The organism is Bifidobacterium callitrichos DSM 23973 (genome assembly GCF_000741175.1).
Lineage (GTDB): Bacteria > Actinomycetota > Actinomycetes > Actinomycetales > Bifidobacteriaceae > Bifidobacterium > Bifidobacterium callitrichos.
Window position 1 is genome coordinate 1 of sequence record NZ_JGYS01000001.1, and the last position, 18,896, is coordinate 18,896.

22 protein-coding genes are annotated in these 18,896 nt (G+C 63.0%); 9 read left to right on the forward strand and 13 right to left on the reverse strand.

All coding sequences use genetic code 11. The annotated features are described in order from the left end of the window. Window positions 1–532 (forward strand): ISL3 family transposase (locus BCAL_RS00005; RefSeq protein ID WP_043259945.1); only part of this gene is annotated, 532 nt, incomplete at its 5' end. Window positions 533–1,266: 734 nt separating this feature from the next. Here BCAL_RS00005 and BCAL_RS00010 read toward each other — a convergent pair. The 3 genes from BCAL_RS00010 to BCAL_RS00020 all read right to left on the reverse strand — a co-directional run bounded on the left by BCAL_RS00010 (window position 1,267) and on the right by BCAL_RS00020 (window position 2,832). Then, window positions 1,267–1,710 carry a hypothetical protein gene (locus tag BCAL_RS00010; RefSeq protein WP_043167056.1) on the reverse strand — a complete coding sequence of 148 codons (444 nt, stop codon included), beginning with the start codon at window positions 1,708–1,710 and terminating at the stop codon, window positions 1,267–1,269. Further along, the gene (locus BCAL_RS00015) at window positions 1,707–2,039 is read right to left on the reverse strand and encodes a MerR family transcriptional regulator (RefSeq protein WP_043167057.1); all 333 of its coding nucleotides are present in this window, start codon (window positions 2,037–2,039) and stop codon (window positions 1,707–1,709) included. Before BCAL_RS00015 ends, BCAL_RS00010 begins: the two co-directional genes overlap by 4 nt. A 103-nt stretch (window positions 2,040–2,142) precedes the next feature. Continuing rightward, the gene (locus tag BCAL_RS00020; RefSeq protein ID WP_043167059.1) at window positions 2,143–2,832 is read right to left on the reverse strand and encodes a hypothetical protein; all 690 of its coding nucleotides are present in this window, start codon (window positions 2,830–2,832) and stop codon (window positions 2,143–2,145) included. 422 nt (window positions 2,833–3,254) lie between these two features. Here BCAL_RS00020 and BCAL_RS00025 point away from each other — a divergent pair, with 422 nt between their 5' ends. The 3 genes from BCAL_RS00025 to BCAL_RS00035 all read left to right on the forward strand — a co-directional run bounded on the left by BCAL_RS00025 (window position 3,255) and on the right by BCAL_RS00035 (window position 6,908). Beyond that, complete coding sequence (locus tag BCAL_RS00025; RefSeq protein ID WP_052401174.1) at window positions 3,255–3,956, forward strand: ABC transporter ATP-binding protein; 702 nt, start codon at window positions 3,255–3,257, stop codon at window positions 3,954–3,956. 112 nt (window positions 3,957–4,068) lie between these two features. Further along, window positions 4,069–5,364: a COG1361 family protein gene (locus tag BCAL_RS00030; RefSeq protein WP_420796797.1), complete on the forward strand. Its 1,296-nt coding sequence runs from the start codon at window positions 4,069–4,071 to the stop codon at window positions 5,362–5,364. After that, a complete protein-coding gene (locus tag BCAL_RS00035) occupies window positions 5,361–6,908 on the forward strand; it encodes an ABC transporter permease (RefSeq protein WP_043167066.1) in 1,548 nt (515 codons plus the stop codon). The genes BCAL_RS00030 and BCAL_RS00035 overlap by 4 nt, the downstream gene beginning before the upstream one ends. Here the strand turns inward: BCAL_RS00035 and BCAL_RS00040 are convergent. Beyond that, window positions 6,892–8,979, reverse strand: a complete 2,088-nt coding sequence (locus BCAL_RS00040) for a 1-deoxy-D-xylulose-5-phosphate synthase (protein ID WP_223847537.1) — start codon at window positions 8,977–8,979, stop codon at window positions 6,892–6,894. The two genes, BCAL_RS00035 and BCAL_RS00040, sit on opposite strands and share 17 nt — an antisense overlap. A 320-nt stretch (window positions 8,980–9,299) precedes the next feature. On the opposite strand from BCAL_RS00040, the gene BCAL_RS00045 reads away from it, so the two are divergent. The 4 genes from BCAL_RS00045 (at window position 9,300) to BCAL_RS00060 (ending at window position 12,490) form a co-directional block, all read left to right on the forward strand. Continuing rightward, window positions 9,300–10,292: a zinc-binding dehydrogenase gene (locus BCAL_RS00045; protein ID WP_043167068.1), complete on the forward strand. Its 993-nt coding sequence runs from the start codon at window positions 9,300–9,302 to the stop codon at window positions 10,290–10,292. A gap of 71 nt (window positions 10,293–10,363) precedes the next feature. Beyond that, the gene (purE, locus tag BCAL_RS00050) at window positions 10,364–10,861 is read left to right on the forward strand and encodes a 5-(carboxyamino)imidazole ribonucleotide mutase (protein ID WP_043167070.1); all 498 of its coding nucleotides are present in this window, start codon (window positions 10,364–10,366) and stop codon (window positions 10,859–10,861) included. Further along, entirely contained in the window at window positions 10,845–12,086 is a 1,242-nt protein-coding gene (gene purK / locus BCAL_RS00055) for a 5-(carboxyamino)imidazole ribonucleotide synthase (protein ID WP_223847536.1), read from the forward strand. Before purE ends, purK begins: the two co-directional genes overlap by 17 nt. A gap of 8 nt (window positions 12,087–12,094) precedes the next feature. Further along, window positions 12,095–12,490, forward strand: coding sequence for a Fur family transcriptional regulator (locus BCAL_RS00060; protein WP_043167072.1), 396 nt, complete (start codon window positions 12,095–12,097; stop codon window positions 12,488–12,490). Between the two features lie 96 nt (window positions 12,491–12,586). On the opposite strand, the gene BCAL_RS00065 is transcribed toward BCAL_RS00060, so the two are convergent. The 9 genes from BCAL_RS00065 to rpmB all read right to left on the reverse strand — a co-directional run bounded on the left by BCAL_RS00065 (window position 12,587) and on the right by rpmB (window position 17,880). Further along, the gene (locus tag BCAL_RS00065) at window positions 12,587–13,933 is read right to left on the reverse strand and encodes an ATP-binding protein (RefSeq protein ID WP_043259946.1); all 1,347 of its coding nucleotides are present in this window, start codon (window positions 13,931–13,933) and stop codon (window positions 12,587–12,589) included. Between the two features lie 189 nt (window positions 13,934–14,122). Then, entirely contained in the window at window positions 14,123–14,311 is a 189-nt protein-coding gene (locus tag BCAL_RS13865; protein ID WP_263390618.1) for a hypothetical protein, read from the reverse strand. After that, window positions 14,284–14,601, reverse strand: a complete 318-nt coding sequence (locus BCAL_RS13870) for a transcriptional repressor (RefSeq protein ID WP_263390617.1) — start codon at window positions 14,599–14,601, stop codon at window positions 14,284–14,286. Before BCAL_RS13870 ends, BCAL_RS13865 begins: the two co-directional genes overlap by 28 nt. A gap of 239 nt (window positions 14,602–14,840) precedes the next feature. After that, on the reverse strand, window positions 14,841–16,496 hold the full coding sequence (locus tag BCAL_RS00080; protein ID WP_081887148.1) for a metal ABC transporter substrate-binding protein: 1,656 nt from the start codon (window positions 16,494–16,496) through the stop codon (window positions 14,841–14,843). A 96-nt stretch (window positions 16,497–16,592) separates the two neighbouring features. Next, on the reverse strand, window positions 16,593–16,760 hold the full coding sequence (rpmF, locus tag BCAL_RS00085; RefSeq protein ID WP_043167075.1) for a 50S ribosomal protein L32: 168 nt from the start codon (window positions 16,758–16,760) through the stop codon (window positions 16,593–16,595). After that, window positions 16,760–16,882 (reverse strand): type B 50S ribosomal protein L36, encoded by a 123-nt coding sequence (gene ykgO, locus BCAL_RS00090; protein WP_043167076.1) that lies wholly within the window; start codon window positions 16,880–16,882, stop codon window positions 16,760–16,762. Before ykgO ends, rpmF begins: the two co-directional genes overlap by 1 nt. A 29-nt stretch (window positions 16,883–16,911) precedes the next feature. Next, entirely contained in the window at window positions 16,912–17,217 is a 306-nt protein-coding gene (gene rpsN, locus BCAL_RS00095; RefSeq protein WP_043167078.1) for a 30S ribosomal protein S14, read from the reverse strand. A gap of 190 nt (window positions 17,218–17,407) precedes the next feature. Continuing rightward, window positions 17,408–17,578 carry a 50S ribosomal protein L33 gene (gene rpmG / locus BCAL_RS00100; protein WP_043167080.1) on the reverse strand — a complete coding sequence of 57 codons (171 nt, stop codon included), beginning with the start codon at window positions 17,576–17,578 and terminating at the stop codon, window positions 17,408–17,410. 62 nt (window positions 17,579–17,640) lie between these two features. Then, window positions 17,641–17,880, reverse strand: coding sequence for a 50S ribosomal protein L28 (gene rpmB, locus BCAL_RS00105; RefSeq protein WP_043167117.1), 240 nt, complete (start codon window positions 17,878–17,880; stop codon window positions 17,641–17,643). A gap of 62 nt (window positions 17,881–17,942) precedes the next feature. On the opposite strand from rpmB, the gene BCAL_RS00110 reads away from it, so the two are divergent. After that, window positions 17,943–18,722 carry a hypothetical protein gene (locus tag BCAL_RS00110; protein WP_043167081.1) on the forward strand — a complete coding sequence of 260 codons (780 nt, stop codon included), beginning with the start codon at window positions 17,943–17,945 and terminating at the stop codon, window positions 18,720–18,722. Window positions 18,723–18,896 lie beyond the last annotated feature (174 nt).

The window sequence follows — 18,896 nt, forward strand, 5'->3', positions numbered from 1 at the left end:
CCACATCGTGTCCTGGGCGACCGACGCGCTCGACAAGGTACGAACCGCCGCATGGCGCGAGGCCCGGAAGAAAGGCGTCGCCAAAAAGGGCGCGAAGGACCCGGTCAAGGGCGCCAGATGGGCGCTGCTGAAGAACGAGGGCGACCTGACCGCCGGCCAGAAGGCCCAACTGGAATGCATCGCCAACACCAACGAGACCCTCTGGGAGGCGTACAAGCTCAAGGAACGCCTGCGCATGATCCTCAAACAGACCGCCGACAAAGCCGACCCCCTGCTGCGCCAATGGGCCGCGGACGCGTCCCTGTCCGGCATCCCCGGATTCGTCCAGCTCGGCGAGAAGATCGCCAGGCGCCACTTCGACATCCTCACGACCATCCGCAGAGGACTGTCCAACGCCAGGCTAGAGGCCGTGAACAACAAGATCAAGACCACCATCAAAATCGGCTACGGCTACCGCAACCTCGACAACCTCATCGGCCTCGTCATGCTCAAATGCGGCGGACTCAACCTACAACTCCCCGGACGCCAATAACCAGTAGGCCAAACCAGTGATCCACACCCACACAAACACCCGAAGAGCCTAAAAAAAAACGCTCTTGCACGCACAGGCCATCAGGTCCGTGAGAGACGGGACGGCGGCGACCCATATAACCATGAAATAACCATTAATCCTTATAACCATGGGGGTATACAGTCTGCACACCCTTTTGTATACAATCTGCGCCCTAAAGGGTATGCAGTTTGCGCCATCGTGGGTATACAGTCTGCGTACCCTTTTGTATACAGTCTGTATACCCTTTGTCGGTATCGATGGAATCGGGAGGACGGTTAGGGTATGCAAATCGTGCACCCTAACCGATGCCGCCCATTGTTCCTTATGCCCGGCGTAGGTATCGGCCTATTTCGGCGTTGTCCTCAGGGTAGGTTTGTTGCAGCAAGATACTTTGCACGGTTATCGCTTCGGCTATGCATAGTCGAAAGTCCCGAGCGTATCCGCTGTGAGCGCGGCCGCCGATAGGCATTATTAGCCCTTTGCCCTTTAGCTCCTTTATAGGCCGGTTCAAGTTTCTTGCCTTGCTGCTATCCCCGTATATTTCCTTAGCGAGAGCCGCACGGGAACGTTTACACAGCGCCGGGGGTAGCTCGTTGCCGTCCTTGTCCTTTGCCCCATAGTCGGCCGCACTATTCGCCATTACCGCAAGTACGTGCCGTGCAAGCGGAGTAAGTGAATACGGTTCGCCTAGACGGATGGCCCATTTCACTAAGTTATTGCCCATTGTTCGCAATCTCCGCCCAAGGGTCTAACGACATTGGGGGATGAAGACGACCACCCCCGGCTCTCTGCCGTACGGGCACGAATCCTAGACAACGATCTATGTAGTCGTCACCATATCGGCGTAAGAGTTTCGAGGGGGTGGCGGTCAGCAGCACGAGCACCGTGTTATAGGTGTGCGGCTTTACCGATATCCAGCGTTCACGCTCCAAGCGCTCAAGCCCCTCCCGCAATTGCACAATCACGGGCGCATTGCGACCACTAGTCAAGTCAAAATGCCACGGTAGCCCGACAAGGTGCGCCATCCTTGCATAGTCGAATTGCTGATATCCTTTGGTGCCCTTGACTTGTCTCGCAATGTACAAATACAGTTCCTTCACCGCGTAGTTCTTCAGTCGGCCGGTCTTATGGTCTATTGCGTCGCGCTTAGCCATCATTTCACCGCCTTTCCCATAGCGAGAACGGCGGCGGCGCTGCTGTTTTGCAGATCAGCGGCGGCGGAGACGGCGCGGCGGCGCGGCCTTGGTGCCGAGTCGGGGCCGTGCTGCTGCCTGATCGTGGTGTGCTCCTCGATAAAGCGCTTGAGATCAGCCACGGCATACATGTTGCGGGGCCGTCCCGCCCTACCGGTTCCGGGGACTGTCACCACAGGAAGAGCGCCTATAGCCGTCCACCTATCCACGGTCACGGCTTCCACGCCGAGCATCGCGGCGGCATTGGTTCGATTCACGAGCAAGGCGGGCACGCCCGAGGCTTGCTTAGACATGGTTGTTACTCCCTCATTGAGATGCGGGGGAGCGTCAGAGCGTCATACGTTTATGCCCTTAAGGCCGATGTGCGGGCACGTCTGATCTACTATCCCCCAAGATTCACGCCATTGAGGGGCGGAACTGAGGGGCACGCGGCGCGAGAATGGCCGAAGCGATCAACAGGGAGACGACGGGCGTGATGTCAAGTGGTTGCGGGCCGTCCGGGAATTGCAGCGTGGCGAGTTGCAGCAGCAGGACGGCGAGCAGCGCAAGCGCGGCGGCAACAGCGGCCGTGGGGGCCTTATACGCCCGGATGTCGGCAAGTTCGCGTACATAGTCGGCGCGGGCTTCCAGCATTCCAGCAGATACGTATTCCGTGGCGTATTGGATAAGTGCGGCTAAGGCGTGCGCACGCGCCCACTTGCGGGCGGTTGCAGCCGTTGCCGATGAATCCATGGTGAACAGTGCGATGGTTTCCGCGTTCGTTAGCTGTATGTCGTAATCGTCCATGAGATCAAGGGCGGCGGAAACGGAGATGTCGCCGTTTGCCATGCCGACGAACAGCGCGCAACGGTTGGCCGTATCGTCAAACGCATGCGACATAAGCGAGAATCCAGCACCCGGACGGTTGGGGGTGATGGTTCCGAACTGGATGACGGCGGGGGCAAACTTGATGGTTTGCAGCACCTTGGACAGTTGCGCCACGAGATCACGACACTGTGAGCCGTGGGCCGTCCCACCGTTTCGCAGCATGACGACACGAGCGATACGGCGGATATCGCTTGGCGTGACGGCATGCATGGTTTTCATGTGGACTAGATTACACGGGTTTTCCACCTAGACTGCACTATTCAAGACACGCATAGTTCGCTATTTTGAGGCGTTAGGGCACGCGGGGGGCACGGGGAGTGGTGTCACTATCCCAAAAACGTTGTAAAATAAGGCGTCAGAGATGATAACGGCAGAGACTTCTAATCTGTAGGTCGCCGGTTCGAGCCCGGCCGGGGTCACCGGCAAAGCCCTTGGAATCACTGTGTTCCAAGGCTTTTTCATTCCTTTTTCGGATCGCTTCGGGACAACATCGGACAACATCGGCAACTGTTTTTTTCGGAAACACCCCTAAGGGTGTAAGGGGTGCAAGAGCATCCTTCACGCTATAGACTGACCGTAAGTGTGCGCGACGAGAGATGCGCCGATGTCCGCCAATGGCGACGAATGCAAGGAGAAGGGTCATGCCACCATCACATCCGATGATCGAGGTGCGGCATCTGCGCAAGGAATATCCCACCGCGGATGAGACCGTAGTCGCGCTTGAGGATGTCAACCTCGCCATTCCCCGCGGCCAGATCTGCTGCATCTACGGCGAATCCGGCTCCGGCAAATCCACGCTGCTCAACCAGCTCGCAGGCATGGAGAAGCCCACGCGCGGAGGCGTGCGCATCGGGGGAGTGGTCGTCTCCGCACTAGATGAGAACGAGCTCGCCGCCTTCCGTCAGCGTCATCTGGGATTCGTCTTCCAGTCATACAACCTGCTGCCGAACCTCAACGCCGTCGAGAACGTCGCGATGCCGCTCATGTTCCGCGGCGTGCCGAAGGATCGTCGCGAGGCGGCGGCACGCGGCATCCTCAAGCGCGTCGGACTCGGCAAACGGCTCACGCACTATCCGACGCAGATGTCCGGCGGCCAGCAGCAGCGCGTCGGCATCGCCCGCGCGTTCGTCGCCAGACCCGAGGTGGTGTTCGCCGACGAACCGACCGGCAACCTCGACTCGAAGACCAAGGTCGACGTGATGGAGATGATCTGCTCGTTCGCACGCGACCTCAACCAGACCATCGTGCTGGTCACGCACGACGACAACATGGCGCAGTACGCCGACCGCATCGTCACCCTGCTTGATGGACGGGTCGTCGATGATCGACTCACCGGAAACTGACCGAATACGGAAACACAGGCACACGAAGCCAAGGAAGCAACCAAGGAAGAAGGAGAGACACACCATGACCACACGAGGAACGAAGGGCCCGGACTCCGGAGCCGCAGTGCCGATGGCGTCGGCATCACGTTCGGGCGCACGCATGCCGCGCACGCTGATCGCCCTGCTCATGACGCTCGCCATGGCGCTCATGCTCGCCGCCTCCCCGCTGGCGCCCGCGGTGCGCATCGCCCATGCGGAAGGCACGAACGTCGCCGCCGGACAGGCGGCGTCCGGCGGCTCCGGCGCAGCCTCGGGAGCCTCCGGAGCCTCGGGCGGTGAATCCGCCACACCGATCGCCGGTCCCGTGCCCAACGTCATCATCACCAACTTCACATACGGCGAGGGATCGGTCGCGGTCGGCAGCGACTTCACGCTTTCGTTCACGTTCCAGAACAAGGGCAAGGTGGCGGTGAGCAACATGGTCGTCACCGTGGATGGCGGTGAGAACTTCGCCATCGCCGGCGGCACGAACACGTTCTACTTCGACGCGCTCTCCGCCGGCCGTTCGGCCACGCAGAGCGTGCCGATGCAGGCCCTGCCGACCGCGAAGAGCGGCGCGCAGGGGGTGACCGTGAGCTTCCGCTACGAGTACGTGGACTCCGGCTCGCGCTCCTCCAGCTCCTCCGACATCAGGATCTCCGTACCGGTCTCCCAGCCCGACCGGTTCCAGCTCGACGCCCCCGTGCCGCCCGAGGACGCGATGGTCGGCAACGAGACCACCATCACGATGAACTACGTGAACAAGGGCAAGGGCGACATCGCCAACGTCGAGGCGTCGATCGAGGGCGACGGCTTCGACACCATGACCAAGACCCAGTACGTCGGCAACGTCGCCTCCGGCGCGAACGGTTCGATCGGCTTCGCGTTCACGCCCACGCAGTCCGGCGAGCTTCAGGCCAAGCTGCACATCGCCTATGAGGACTCCGACGGCAAGGCCCAGTCCAAGGACTTCCCGGTGACCGTGAACGTCGCCGACGCCGCCCCCATGCCCGACGACACGGCGATGGCCGTCGACGAGCAGTCGCAGCAGGGTGCGCCCGCGTGGGTGTGGGCTCTTGTCGCCGTGGTCGTGATCGGCGCGATCGTGCTCGTCGTCGTGCTCGTGCGTCGTCGTCGCAAGAAGAAGGCGAAGAAGAGCGAGATCGACGAGGAGTGGGACGAGTGGAACAAGCCCGACGGCGACGGCACGACGGGCCCGTCCGATCCGACCGTCCCCGTTCCGGCACCGTCCGCGGCCAGCCCCGCCGCCGATCCCGAGGCGACCCGGCTGATCGCCACGCCGCAGGCTCCACAGACCCCGTCCCCCGCCAAGGACGGGTCCGCGGATCAGGGCCAGGCGCGCCGCGCTCGCAGGGGACGCGCATGAACTTCGCCGACATCCTCAGACTGTGCGTGCAGAACCTGTTCCGCCGCAAGTCGCGCACGATCCTCACCGTCCTCGGCGTGATCGTCGGATGCTGCTCGATCGTGCTCATGGTCTCGTTCGGCCAGGGCATCAACGAGCAGAACGAGCGCAGCCTCAAGGCGATGGGCGACCTGTCGATCGTCACCGCGTACACGTCCGGCGGCGGCTACGGCATGGCCATGGCCTCCGGCGGCAGCTCGTCCTCCGGCGGTTCCGGCTCGGTCAAGCTTGACGACAAGGCGATCGAATCCTTCCGTTCGATCGCCGGCGTCGAAGGCGTCACCCCGGTGAAGAACCTGCAGTACACCGCCACGGCCAAGGCCGGCGCCGGCGGACGCTACATCGACGACGGCGTGCAGATCATGGGCATCGACATGAGCCAGCTCGACGCCATGGGGCTCAAGCTCACCGAAGGCGACAAGCCGGTGAACGAGAAGCAGATCCTCGCCGGCGAGCATGTGGTCTACGGGTTCATGGATTCGCTGCGCAACGGTGCGATGCGCAGCTACGCGGACGGCTCCTGCACCTACAGCGAGGCCACCGGCCAATGCGTGCCGACCGAAGGGGAGGACCCGTACTTCAACCTGCTCACCACGCCGATCACGCTCGTCACCGGCGCGAACTATCAGGGCGACCCCTACGTGCAGAACCTGTACTCGGGTGGCGCCGCGGGCATGGCCGGCGGGGCTTCCGGGGCCGGGGCGTCCGGCGCGGACGGCCAGTCGCAGAACGTCACCCTTGACTTCACGGTCACCGGCGTGCTCAAGGGCGACTACAACAAGGGCTACGCCACCACCGACGGCTTCGTCATGGACCTGAAGGTCATGCAGTCGCTGCTGAAGAAGATCGATCCGTCGTCCGCGGCCAAATCCATGACCTACGACCAGGCGCTCGTCAAGGTGGCGGACCTGAGTCAGGTGCCCGTGGTCGAGTCGCAGTTGAAGGCGATGGGCTACGAGACGTCGTCGTACGAGGACCTGCGCAAGTCGATGGAGGAGGGCACGCGTGTCATCCAGCTGATTCTCGGCGGCATCGGCGCGGTGTCGCTGCTCGTCGCCGCCATCGGCATCGCCAACACGATGGTCATGTCCGTGTCGGAGCGTACGCGCGAGATCGGCATCATGAAGGCGCTCGGCTGCTACGTGCGCGACATCCGCGTCATGTTCCTGACCGAGGCCGGTGCGATCGGCTTCTTCGGAGGAGTGATCGGCGCCGCGCTGAGCGCGTTCGTCTCGCTGGGCATCAACGTGGGCGGCATGTGGCTGTCCAGCATGTCGTCCTCCTCGTCCGACGGCTCAGGGTCAGGCGGCGGCGCGTCGTTCGGCACGATGGTCTGGCAGGCGATCGTCGGAGGCGAGGACGTGACCCGCTACTCGGTCATTCCGTGGTGGCTGTACCTGTTCGCGATCCTCTTCGCGACCTGCGTCGGCCTGCTGTTCGGATTCGGACCGGCCAACAAGGCCGTGAAGATCCCCGCGCTGGACGCCATCAAGAACGAGCAGTGAGCTCCTCGCGGATGCGTGCGATGATGCTCCCGACGGTCAGGCCGTAGCGTTCGTTCAGCTCGGCAAGCGGGATTCGGTCGGTGAACTCCTTGTCCGCGCCGAAGTTGAGGACGCGCGGGGAGCGCGGATCCCGGGCGGGATCGGATTGCGGCGCGTGGTGATTCGCGTAGTACGCGGTCACCTTCTCGCCCCAGCCGCCCTCGAGCTGACCGTCCTCCAACGTGACGACGAGCCGGTGATCCGCGCGCAGCGATTCCATCGTCACCGTGTCGAGCGAGGAGCACTGGCGTGGGTCGATGAGCGTCGCGTCGATGGGCGTGTCCGCGTAGGACAGCGTGTCGACCACCGCTTCGGCCAGTGGATACGTGTTGCCAAGCGCGATGATCGCCACGTCGGCTCCCTGATGGTCGATACGGTATCGCAGCATCTGCGCGGCATCGCCCGCCTCCGCAGTCGCGGATTCGCCGCGCAGCACCTCCTCGGGCGTCACTGCGCGTCCCAGCGCGCGCTCACGGTCGAGGATCGCCTGACCGGGCACGCGGATCACCACCGGGCCTTCCGGCGTGCCTTCCGCTCTCGTTGTGTCGGCTGGCATGGTCGCCCATGCGAGATCGGCCAGATAGTCGCGCGTCGAGGTCGGCACGAGCATCGTCACGCCGGGGATGTTCGCGAATATCGTCACGTCGTACGCGCCCGAATGCGTGTTGTCCGAACCGGACAGGCCGCCGAGGAAGTCGAGGACCGTCATGCGTGAGCGGTTGAGGCTCATCTCCTGGAAGAACTGGTCGTACGCGCGCTGGAAGAACGACGCGGTCGTCGCCACCACCGGCGTGCCGCCCGCCTTGGCGATGCCCGCGGCGAACGTCACCGCATGCGCCTCGGTGATGCCGGTATCCACGTAATGCGCGCCGGCGCGCTCGCGGAACTCGTGCGTGATGCCGTTCGAGCCCGGTGTCGCGGGGGAGATGACCACCAGCCCCGGCTCCGTGGGGAAACGGCGCTCCAGTGCGGCCATCGCGAGCTTGCCGTAATGCTTGCGCGGATCGTCCGGACGCCCGATCGCCCTGTCCGGCGTCTGCCAGTGCGACGCCTCGCACTGTCCCTCGTGCGGATCGTGGTCGGACAGGTTGCAGTGGTCCGAGTGCCACGGCTCGACGTGCGCGAGGTTGCCCGTCTCGTTGACGCCGGTATCGGTCGCGTGGGCGACCTCGCGGCTGGTGTCGTCCCCGGATTCGAGCCCCGCGCCCTTGAGCGTGTGGATGTGCACGACCACCGGGTGGTCGATGCCCTTGACCTCCTCGAACGCGGCGACCAGCGCATCCACGTCGTTGCCGTCGGCCACATACCGGTAGTCCAGTCCGAACGCGTTGAAGATGTTCGGCTGCGCGGTGCCGTTCGATTCGCGCAGACGCGCCAGCGGCCCGTACATGCCGCCGAAATCGCCCGCGATCGACATCTCGTTGTCGTTGAACACGATGATGAGGTTGCCGCCCTGCTCGGCCGCGTTGTTGAGTCCTTCGAACGCGATGCCGGAGCTGAGCGACCCGTCGCCGATCACCGCGATCACGTTGCCGATGCCGGCGTCGTCGTGGTTCGCCGCGGCCCGCATGTCGCGCGTCTTCGCCAATCCGCACGCCAGCGAGATCGACGTGCCGGTGTGACCGAGCACGAACTGGTCATGGACGCTCTCGTCCGGGTTCGTGAATCCCGTCACTTCGTCGAAGCGCGACGGGTTGAGGTACGCCTGCGCGCGTCCGGTGAGCATCTTGTGCACATAGCTCTGGTGCGAGACGTCGAAGACGATGCGGTCATACGGCGAATCGAAGACGCGATGCAGCGCGACCGTCGCCTCCACCATGCCGAGATTCGATCCGATGTGGCCGCCGTGCGCATGCCCATACGCGATCAGCGTGGAACGGATCTCGCCGCACAGCTCATGCAGCTCGCTATGGGACAGCGCCTTGACGTCGTCAGGGCCGATGATGCGGGACAGCACGTCGCAGCGCCCGGTGACCGCCGCATCGGGCCCTCCGCCAAGTCCGCCGTTGGCATCATCCACCGTACCGGTCATATCCATCCCCATACCTACCGTGCGCCCTTCCTCTCGAATGTCTTCCGAGGGCAACAGCCTAGACGATTCCCTCCGGCATTACACGCACGCATCGCAATGCGCCCAACATCTTCGTATATACATACACCCGCCGTATGTCTGGACCGCACATGGATCGAAACGGATCCTTACACGGCATCGCGATCGGACGTGAGACAATGAAACGGCAGGTGCGGCACCGAAGTCGCGCCGCACGCCGGAGTCATGCCCCATGCCGTCCCGTGTGCGGACATGTCGATCCGCCGCGCGATCGAAGGGCAACCCGAACGAAAGGAACTCCGATGAAGGCCGTATACGCAGCCGCAGTGAACAACGACAACCCGCTCTCCGCACTCGCCGTGGGCGATATGCCCGACCCCGAACCCAGGCCGTACTGGTCCAAGATCTCGGTCAAGGCCGTGACCGTCAACCACCACGACCTGTGGAGTCTCAGGGGCGTGGGACTCGCCGCCGAACAGACCCCGATGATCCTCGGCACCGACGCGGCCGGCATCCTCGACGAGGACATCCCCGTGCGCCACGGGCTCAAGGCCGGCAGCGAGGTCGTGCTCTACACGTTCGTCGGCACCGACGGCGCCGGCGTCATGCCGGGGGAGCGGCGCACGATCCTGTCGGAGAAGTACGCCGGCACGATGGCGGACAGGACGCAGGTGCCCAGCGCCAACGTCTTCGCCAAGCCCTCGAACCTCACCATGGTCGAGGCCGCTGCGCTCGGCACCAGCTGGCTGACCGCCTACTCGCTCGTCTTCACCGCCGCAGGCGTCAAACCCGGCGACACGATCCTCGTGCAGGGCGCGGGCGGCGGCGTCTCCACCGCGGCGATCCAGCTCGCGCACGCCGCCGGCCTCGAGGTGTTCGTCACCTCACGTTCCGCGGACAAGCGAGAGAAGGCGCTCGCGCTCGGCGCCGACGCCGCGTTCGAGACCGGCGCGCGGCTGCCTCGCAAGGTCGACGCCGTCATCGAATCGGTCGGCGCCGCCACATGGTCGCATTCGGTGAAGTCCGTGCGCCCCGGCGGCACGATCGCCATCTGCGGGGCCACCACCGGCGACCAGCCCGGCGCCGAACTGACCCGCGTGTTCTTCCAGGACATCCGCGTGCAAGGCAACACGATGGGCTCGCGCGAGGACTTCGCCCGCCTCCTGCGCTTCGTCGAGCACGCCGACCTGCACCCGGTCGTCGACTCGACCTTCGACGGCCTCGAATCCGCGCCCGAGGCGTTCGCGCGAGTGGTCGGCGGCGACATCTTCGGCAAGGTCGCGATCAGCCTGTAGGGCGCTTCCGCGCGGACCGCATAGAGGAGTACAGTAAGACCGTATTCTCAATAACGCGGAGGTAAATGATAATGACGGACACCAAGCCCGAAGTCGCCGTCGTCATGGGCTCTTCCAGTGACTGGGAGACCATGAAGCGCGCCTGTGACATCCTCGACCAGTTCGGAGTCGCCTACTTCAAGCAGGTGATCTCCGCGCATCGCACGCCGGAACTCATGGCCGACTTCGCGCACAACGCGCGCAAGAACGGTCTCAAGGTCATCATCGCCGGAGCCGGCGGCGCCGCCCACCTGCCCGGCATGATCGCCGCCCAGACCACCCTGCCCGTCATCGGCGTGCCGGTGCGCTCCCACGCGCTGTCCGGCTGGGACTCCCTGCTCTCCATCGTGCAGATGCCCGGCGGCATCCCCGTCGCCACCACCGCCGTCGGCAACTCCGGCGCCACCAACGCGGGCCTCTTGGCCGTGCAGATGCTCTCCGCATTCGACGAGGGGCTCGCCGCCAAGCTCGAGGACTACCGCAACGAACTCAAGGAGAAGGTGGCCGAATCCAATGCCCAGCTTGTTTGAGGAAACCCACGGCGCCACGCAGATGCTCCAGCCGGGCGCGACGATCGGCATCATCGGCGGCGGCCAGCTCGGCCGCATGATGGCGCTGTCCGCCAAGTACATGGGCTTCCGCATCGGCGTGCTCGACCCCACCCCGGACTGCCCGACCGCGCAGGTCGCCGACTTCCAGATCGTCGGCGAATACGACGACAAGACCGCCATCCACGATCTCGCCGAGAAGTCCGACGTCCTGACCTACGAGTTCGAGAACGTCGACGCCGAATCGATCGACGAGGTGCGCCATCTGGTCGCCGCCCCGCAAGGCACCGACCTGCTGCGCGTCACGCAGGACCGCATCAACGAGAAGACGTTCATCAACAAGCACGGCATCGAGACCGCTCCGTGGCGCGAGGTCAACGACTTCGACGAGCTCGAGGCCGCCATCGACGACCTCCACTACCCGTGCGTGCTCAAGACCCGCTCCGGTGGCTACGACGGCCACGGCCAGCATGTGCTCAGGAACGATATGGATCTGGAGAAGATCCGCGCCCGCGGCGATCGCGGCGGCGGCTTCCCGCCGTCCATCCTCGAAGGCTTCGTCGACTTCGCGTTCGAGGCGTCGATCCTCGTGTCCGGCAACGGCAAGGACTACGTCACCTTCCCGATCGTGCGCAACGACCACCGCAACAACATCCTGCACATGACGATCGCCCCGGCCGAGGTCGACCCCTCGATCGCCAAGACCGCGCACGAGATGGCGCTGGCCTTGGCGAAGGGCTTCGAACTGGCCGGCACGCTCGCCATCGAGCTGTTCGTCACCAAGGACAACCGCGTCATCGTCAACGAGCTCGCCCCGCGCCCGCACAACTCCGGCCACTACACCATCGAGGCGTGCTCGATCGACCAGTTCGACGCGCACATCCGCGGCATCGCCGGATGGCCGCTCATCCAGCCGAAGCTGCTGAGCCCGGCCGTCATGGTCAACGTGCTCGGCCAGCACGTCCTGCCCACGCGCGCGCAGATCGCCACGCATCCCGAGTGGAACGTGCACGACTACGGCAAGGCGCAGCTGCGCCACAACCGCAAGATGGGCCACATCACCGTCCTGACGGACGACACGGCCCGCACGGTCGCCGAGCTCGAGGCCACCGGCTGCTGGGATGATCTTCAAGCTTATGCGCGCCCGTTCGTCAAGCCCATGCCCGCTGGTGCTCCGGCCGCCGGGAAATCCGGGAAAGAGGCGTGACGGTTCGCATGGTTGAACACATCGAACGTCAGACCAAACAGAAGGACGCGATCCGAGCCGCGCTCGCCGACTGCGACGAGTTCATCTCCGCGCAGGACCTTCACCGTCGGCTTGAGGATTCGGGATTGCGGATCGGGCTGGCCACCGTGTACCGGCAGCTCAACGCGCTCGCCGACTCCGGCGCCGCCGACACGATCCGCCTCGACGGCCAGCAGCTGTTCCGCCTGTGCGGCGACGACGGGCATCACCATCATCTGGTGTGCCGCAAGTGCGGGCGGACCGTCGAGATAGACCCGCCGAGCGAGGCATGGCTGCGCAAGGTGGCCGAGGGCCACGGCTTCACCGTCGAAAGCCACACGCTGGAGGTCTTCGGCCTGTGCCCCGAGTGCCAGCGGGAGCAGTAAGCGACGGTCAGATAGCGGCATTAAACAGCGAGGCCTCGGCCATATGGTCGAGGCCTCGCTTATGTGGTGTGCAGTGCGGATTCGGACGATACGCGATCATGGCTCCTCGATGATGATGTGCTCGGGCTGCGGCTTTTCGATGAACATCGTCATATACCAAGGCATGTAGGTGATGGCCGGTTGATCGTCGTCGACGGATACGTTGTCTGCGCACAGCACGATCGCTTGGCCCAGCCCCCATTCCCTGACCGCCAGCAGATTGTTCAGGGCCGCATGCCTCGTGTAGTCCTTGCCTGATTTCGCTTCGATGGGAATGACCTGTCCGTTTTGCTCGATGAGAAAATCCACTTCGCCGATCCGCGCGCGGTCGTAATAGTAGGCTCGAGCCCATGGGCGAGCAATTCCTGGGCTATCAGATTCTCCAGGAAGCTGCCCCAGTTGATGCCGCGCATCACCGGTAAGCAGTTCGCGGCGCGCGTCTCCCATACCGAATGCGCTCAGCAGACCGACATCCGCCATGAACACCTTCATCAGGCTCCGGTGCTCGTTGATCTTCAGAGGGCTGACCGGTTCGGTCACGTTGCGGCAGGGAATGACCACGCCGGCGTCCGCGAGCCACATGAAATCGCTGGCGTAGCGTTCCATGCGTGCGCTTTTGGACAGGTCGGCGAGAACGAACCGCTTGTTTTTCTTGTCGAGCTGAGAGGGGATCGCGTCGAAGATGGAGCGGATGTGCATCTTGGTGGCGGCGTATTTGGCGATGTCCTGACGATACAGATCGAGAATGCCGCGCTGCACATTGAATACGGCACGCAGGTCATGTGTTTCGACGAAGGACGACACCGCGGCGGGCATGCCTCCCACGACCATGTAGCGACGGAACAATGTGAGCAGACGTTCATGCACGGGCGCCGGCACCGGCGTTTTGGATGTGAAGCATGCGTGGGTGCGATCGATGATGGGTTTCTGGATGCCGTTGGCGTAGAGGAATTCCTCCAGCGTCAGCGGGTACATGGTCAGCTTCTCCTCGTAGCCGACCGGGTATGAAGGGACCTCCTTGTATGAGACCCCGAGCATTGAACCGGATTCGATGTAGTCAAACCGTCCGTCATCCACGAGGAACTTGATCGCGGTGCGGGCTCTCGGACACTCCTGTATTTCATCTAGGAAGATCAGGGTGCGTCCGGGGGCGAAGGGACGGTTGCTGTAGACGGACAGGTTCGTGATGATGGTGTCGGCGTCGAGATCCCCGGCGAAGGCGTCAATGGCGCTCGGTGTCTCTAGGAAGTTGATTTCGAGCACTACGTCATAGTATTCCGCCGCGAACTGGCGAATGAGATATGTCTTGCCGACCTGCCGCGCGCCGTCGACGAGCAGAGCGCGTCTGCGCGGGTTTGCTTTCCACTCCACGAGTCGTTCCCAAACGGTTCTTCGCAATGTCATTGACGATCCTTGTTCTGTGACGTTTCACAAGTAATCGTATCTGTATATTGCGACGTTTTACGTTATATAAAGGATGGGTTATGCGACGTTATAATATATTTTCAGTGGATGATTTGCGACGTTTTTCATGATACGACATGATCCTATTGCACGAGTTCACCCATGCCTTGCGCTGTTGGTCGCATATGGTTACCGGTTTCGCTGCCCGTCGCCGTCGTGGGCACTGTCGATGACCTTCCGCGCGCAGCGGGGGCACGGGCCATAGATTTCCAGCTCATGGGCGACGTTGATGTAGTGCAGTTTGGCCGCCGCCTGATCGATCCACTGTTCCAGCCCTGGAATCTCGATTTCTATGGTCTTCCCGCAACTCCGGCACATGATGTGGTGGTGGTGACGATGGTCGGCGCAGGCGTGATACAGGGGGTTTCGCCGTTGATGTGAATGACGTCGAGCTTGCCTTGGCTGGCCATCATCTGCAGATTCCGGTATGCGGTGGTGGTGCCGATGCGCGTGCCTCGGTTGCGTAGTATGTCGGTGATTTCCTGGGCGGTGGCGAAGCGCGACAACTCCGACAGCGTCTGCTCGATCAGCATGCGTGGTCTGGTGATGCGGGGGTTGGGCGGCTGCGCTGTTCGCTCGTTGCGCTGTTGCTCCTCATGATCGCTCACTGCATTCCTCCCCTCCCCTGGATAGTGATAGTGGTTATCGTTTATGAGACAAGTCGAGTGGTGCTGCTGGGAATCCATGGGTCGGCCGCCACGACCGTATCGGTCCGGCGTGCCGGTGTCGCCATATCCGTAGGCTGGCGTGACATGATGATGCGCCCCGATCGGCGGAGAACGATGTATTCGATCGGGGCGCAAGTGGTGGTTCAGGGGCCGGCTCGGGACGACGCCGCGGGTATGGCTCAGTGAGCCAGGATCTCCGTGGCGATCTCCTTGCCGCTCATGGACGCCGGGTAGTAGGTGGGCCAGTTGTCCATCTCCTTCAGGGTCTCCTCTTGGGAGGCGTTACCCATGAAGATGTGGAAGTGCGCGGACTTGCCCGGTGCGATGCCGTGATCGGAGAACTGCACGACCTTCGGTGCGCCCTCGGGCACGTCGCCGGTGGCGGTGAACAGGAACCGCACGCCGCGGTTGCCCTTCTCGTAGTCGAGGATCCTGAATCCGTCGTACTTGTAGGTCGCGGTCGCGGTCTTGCCGCCGCGGGTGAAGCTCATCTGGTTGCCCTTGATGACGATCTTCTCTACGTCGGTCTTGTATCCGGTGTCGTAGTACTGCTTGTACTCCTCGGCGGTCATGTCGCCCTTCTTGGCCTTCGCCTCCATCACCGTGTCGAGCGTGCTGTCCTTGAGGAACGGGTACACCGACTGCCATTCGCCCTCGTAATCGGACAGGGTGCGGTCCTTGACGTCCTGCGTGAGGAAGAAGCCGTTCGTGGTGTCGGTCGCCAGCGCCTGCTTGGCGATCAGGGTGAGCCATCCGAGCAGCGTCTTCTGGTTCTCGGGTAGCTGCTCGGTGGCGGAGATGATCGTCTTGTTGCTGGAGATCGCGGCTTCGTTGAGCTTCTTGGCGAAGCCGCCCATCTCCTGCGGGTTGACGACGAGGATGTCCACGTCGTCGCCGGCCACGGTGTCCATCGCGCTCTTCAGATCGGCCGCGGAGGGCTCGGCCTCGCTGTTCATCGCGTTGGTGTAGGTTTCGGGGGTCTTGTCGGTCGCACCGATGTAATCAAGCAGGTAGCTGATGATCGACTCGGTCGCCACGTAGTTGCGTTCGACTCCCGCGGCGCGGCCCTTGTTCACGAGGGCGACGAAGTCGGCGTATTCACCGTTCCACTCGTTGAAGTGACGCTGCACGGTGGCGGCGGTCTTCGAGTTCTCTCCGGCCTCGGCGACGTAGGCGTCGTTGATCGCCTCGGCGGCCTTCAGCACGGCTTCGGGGCTGAACCACACGTGGGGGTTCGTGGAGCCGTGGTGATGGTGGTGATGACCCTCCTCGCCTTCGCCGCCCTCTTCGTGCTCGTGGGAGTGCTCCTCGGTGGCGGTGATGCCCATGAGGTCGCCCACGTTGACGATGCGCTGCCTGTTCTTGTCCAGCTGCGCCTTCTCGGCCCAGCCGTCGTATCCGGCGCCGTTGAGCACGACCACATCGGCCTTGGCGAGCTTGGCCAGGTCGGCGGCGGTCGCCTCATAGTCGTGCGGATCGGCGGAGGTCGAGTTGATCAGCGAGGTGACCTCCGCGCAGGAGCCGCCGAGCTGCTGGGCGAGCGAGCCCCACTGGTTCACCGAGGCGACCACCGTGAATGTCGTGTCGCAGGAGTCCTTGGCGCCGGCCGACGCTGCGGTCGCGTTACCTCCGGCTCCGTTCGAGGATGCCTCGTTTGGCCGCAGGAACGCCACGGCTCCCGCGATGAGCCCGGCGAGCAGCGCGCCGACGATGAACGCGACGATGACGTTGACCGTGCCGTTGCGGCGTGCGGTTCCGTCGACGGTCGGGGTGGTGTCCGTCTGGATGTTGTGATTGGTGTTGGGGCCGGGCTGACTGGTGTTCTGATCGGTCATGTCGGTCCTTCTTTCTACTTGTTTCCCTGATTCTTTGGTTTTTTGATTTCTTTGATTGGCGTTGTTGCGGCAAACCGTGTGGACTAGGCTTTGCCCTTACGGCTTCACGTATCCTTTGCGCACGGCTGGGGCGAGGTTCTGCGGAACCTGTACCGTCTCGCCTTCGGGGGTTATCACCGTGGCGAGCTGCGGTGCCTGCGCCTTCCACTGGGATCGGCGTGTGCGCGTGTTCGCGCGTGACTTCCTTTCTTTCGGCAGTGCCATCAGCCTTGCCTCGCTTTCCATCGGGGGTTCTTCTTGTTGATGACGTACAGATGCCCGCGCCTGCGCACGATGACGGAGCCGTCCTTGCGCGCCAGCGAGCGAATCGATGCCTTGACTTTCATGGTGTTGCTTCTTATCTACGGTTTGTGGTTCACCAGCTGGATTTGGTGACGCCGGGCAGTTCGCCCTTGTGTGCCTTTTCGCGCAGGTTGATGCGCGACAGCCCGAATTTGCGGTTGAAGCCGCGGGGGCGGCCGTCGATGGAATCGCGGTTGCGCAGTCTGGTGGGGCTGGCGTCACGCGGCAGGGCGTGTAGCTTGCGCATCGCCTCGGCGCGTTCCTCGGCCGTCAGGTGCGGGTCGACGCTGTCGTGCTTGTACTGCGCGCGTCGCTCCGCGAACTTGGCGACCATGCGCTCGCGTTGCAGTTGTCGGTTGATTTTGCTGGTTTTGGCCACTGTGATGCTCCTTGGGAATGGGCGGATTCATGTCTTAGGCAGATTTTTCGTTACTTAGGCACCTTGCCGTCGTGTCACGCACGGCCGATGGCTGTATTCGTACGGTTTTGCGTATGCGTTCCACGGCGGATGTGCCTAGGAAACGCAGAATCTGCCTAAGAAACGACGGCGTGGTGGATATGGAGACGGCTTATCGGGTTTCCCGGAAGACGACTCGTCTGCGTACCACCGGATCGAACTTCAGCAGTTCGAGTCGGTCCGGCGTGTTGCGTCGGTTCTTGCGGGTCGTGTAGGTGAAGCCGGTCCCCGCCGTTGACTTAAGGGTGATGACCGGTCGGATCTCCGATGATTTGCTTGACATGGTTGTCGCTTTCGTTGGTGTGGTTCTGCGGACGTGATCGTCGGTTGGTTGCCGTCGCGGGTTCAGCGTCCGTGTGACGCGCGGCGTTCGATGCGTGCCAAGGCCGCTTCGATGCCGATGCGGTCGATGGTCTTCATGCCTTTCGCGCTGACCGTCAGTGTGACGTAGCGCCCCTGCGAGGGAACCCAATACCGCTTGGATTGCAGGTTCGGGCTGAAGGTTCTGCGGGTTTTCCTATGCGAATGGGACACGGTGTTGCCTGTGGAGGCATGCGTGCCCAGCAGTTGACATTGTTTGGGCATGTCCACGAGTGTACCATAATGATAATCATTATCAACAAACGTGTGTCGTGAAAGGGAAACGCATGATTCATCCATCGCTGGGATATGGGGAAAATGAGGCCGGAAACGTCGAAGGCTTCACTCCGGTGGTGTTGCTCACCGGAGCTGACAGGCTGAGTCTTGACGCGGCGGTCTTCTCGCTGGTCGACTCGCATCCATCGGTCTGTTCCATCGTCTACGACGTGCGTCCGGACGAAGCCGCCGAATCTGGGATCGTTCTCGTGCGCAGCGTCTCGTACGCGGGTGTGGATGGCGTCCGGATCGGCGAGTCGGAGACGTTGTCTGTGGATGACTGCTGCCTGTCGTGCTCGGTCAAGCATGACGCCGGTCGGGCGCTTGGGCAATTGCGCGACCGTACCGACGCGTTCCTGATCGTCCTGCCCGTCGGCATGGAGGCGGTGCCGGTGATGCAGTATCTCGAGGACTCCTTCCGGCTGGACGCATGGGGCGAGGCGATGCGTGTCGCCGCTATCGCCGGTGTCGTCGGATTGGATGAATTCGAGGAGCGGTTCTTCGATGACGATCGCCTGTGCATGTATGGCGTGGGGGAAGAGGGTGTCTTCGACGATCGTTCCACGGGTGCCGTGGTCGTACGTCTGATTCACGAGGCCTCGCATGTGCTGCAGCTTCCCGTGGTCGGCGCCGGCTGCCTCACGCGCCATGTCGATGCGGTCGGCGAATGCCGCTGCCGCGAGATCGTCCGCGCCGTGGCGGCTCGCGGTGCCGTGGTGTACGAGGATGCGCACGATGTGTCGCTCGATGATCTGGTGGTGAGGTCGGAGGACGTCGTCGAGTCGGTCTGACGGCGTGTTCTCCTATAGGACTCCTATGGGACACGCCGATTACTAACGCAAATGATAATAATTCTCAATACGTGTTATGCTGTCGTGTCGGTGACCGGTTGAGGGAAGACCGAACGGCCTGTCCCAGGCCTCAGGGGTCCTTGGACCCTAGGCCTCTAGGCCCCAGTCTGGACC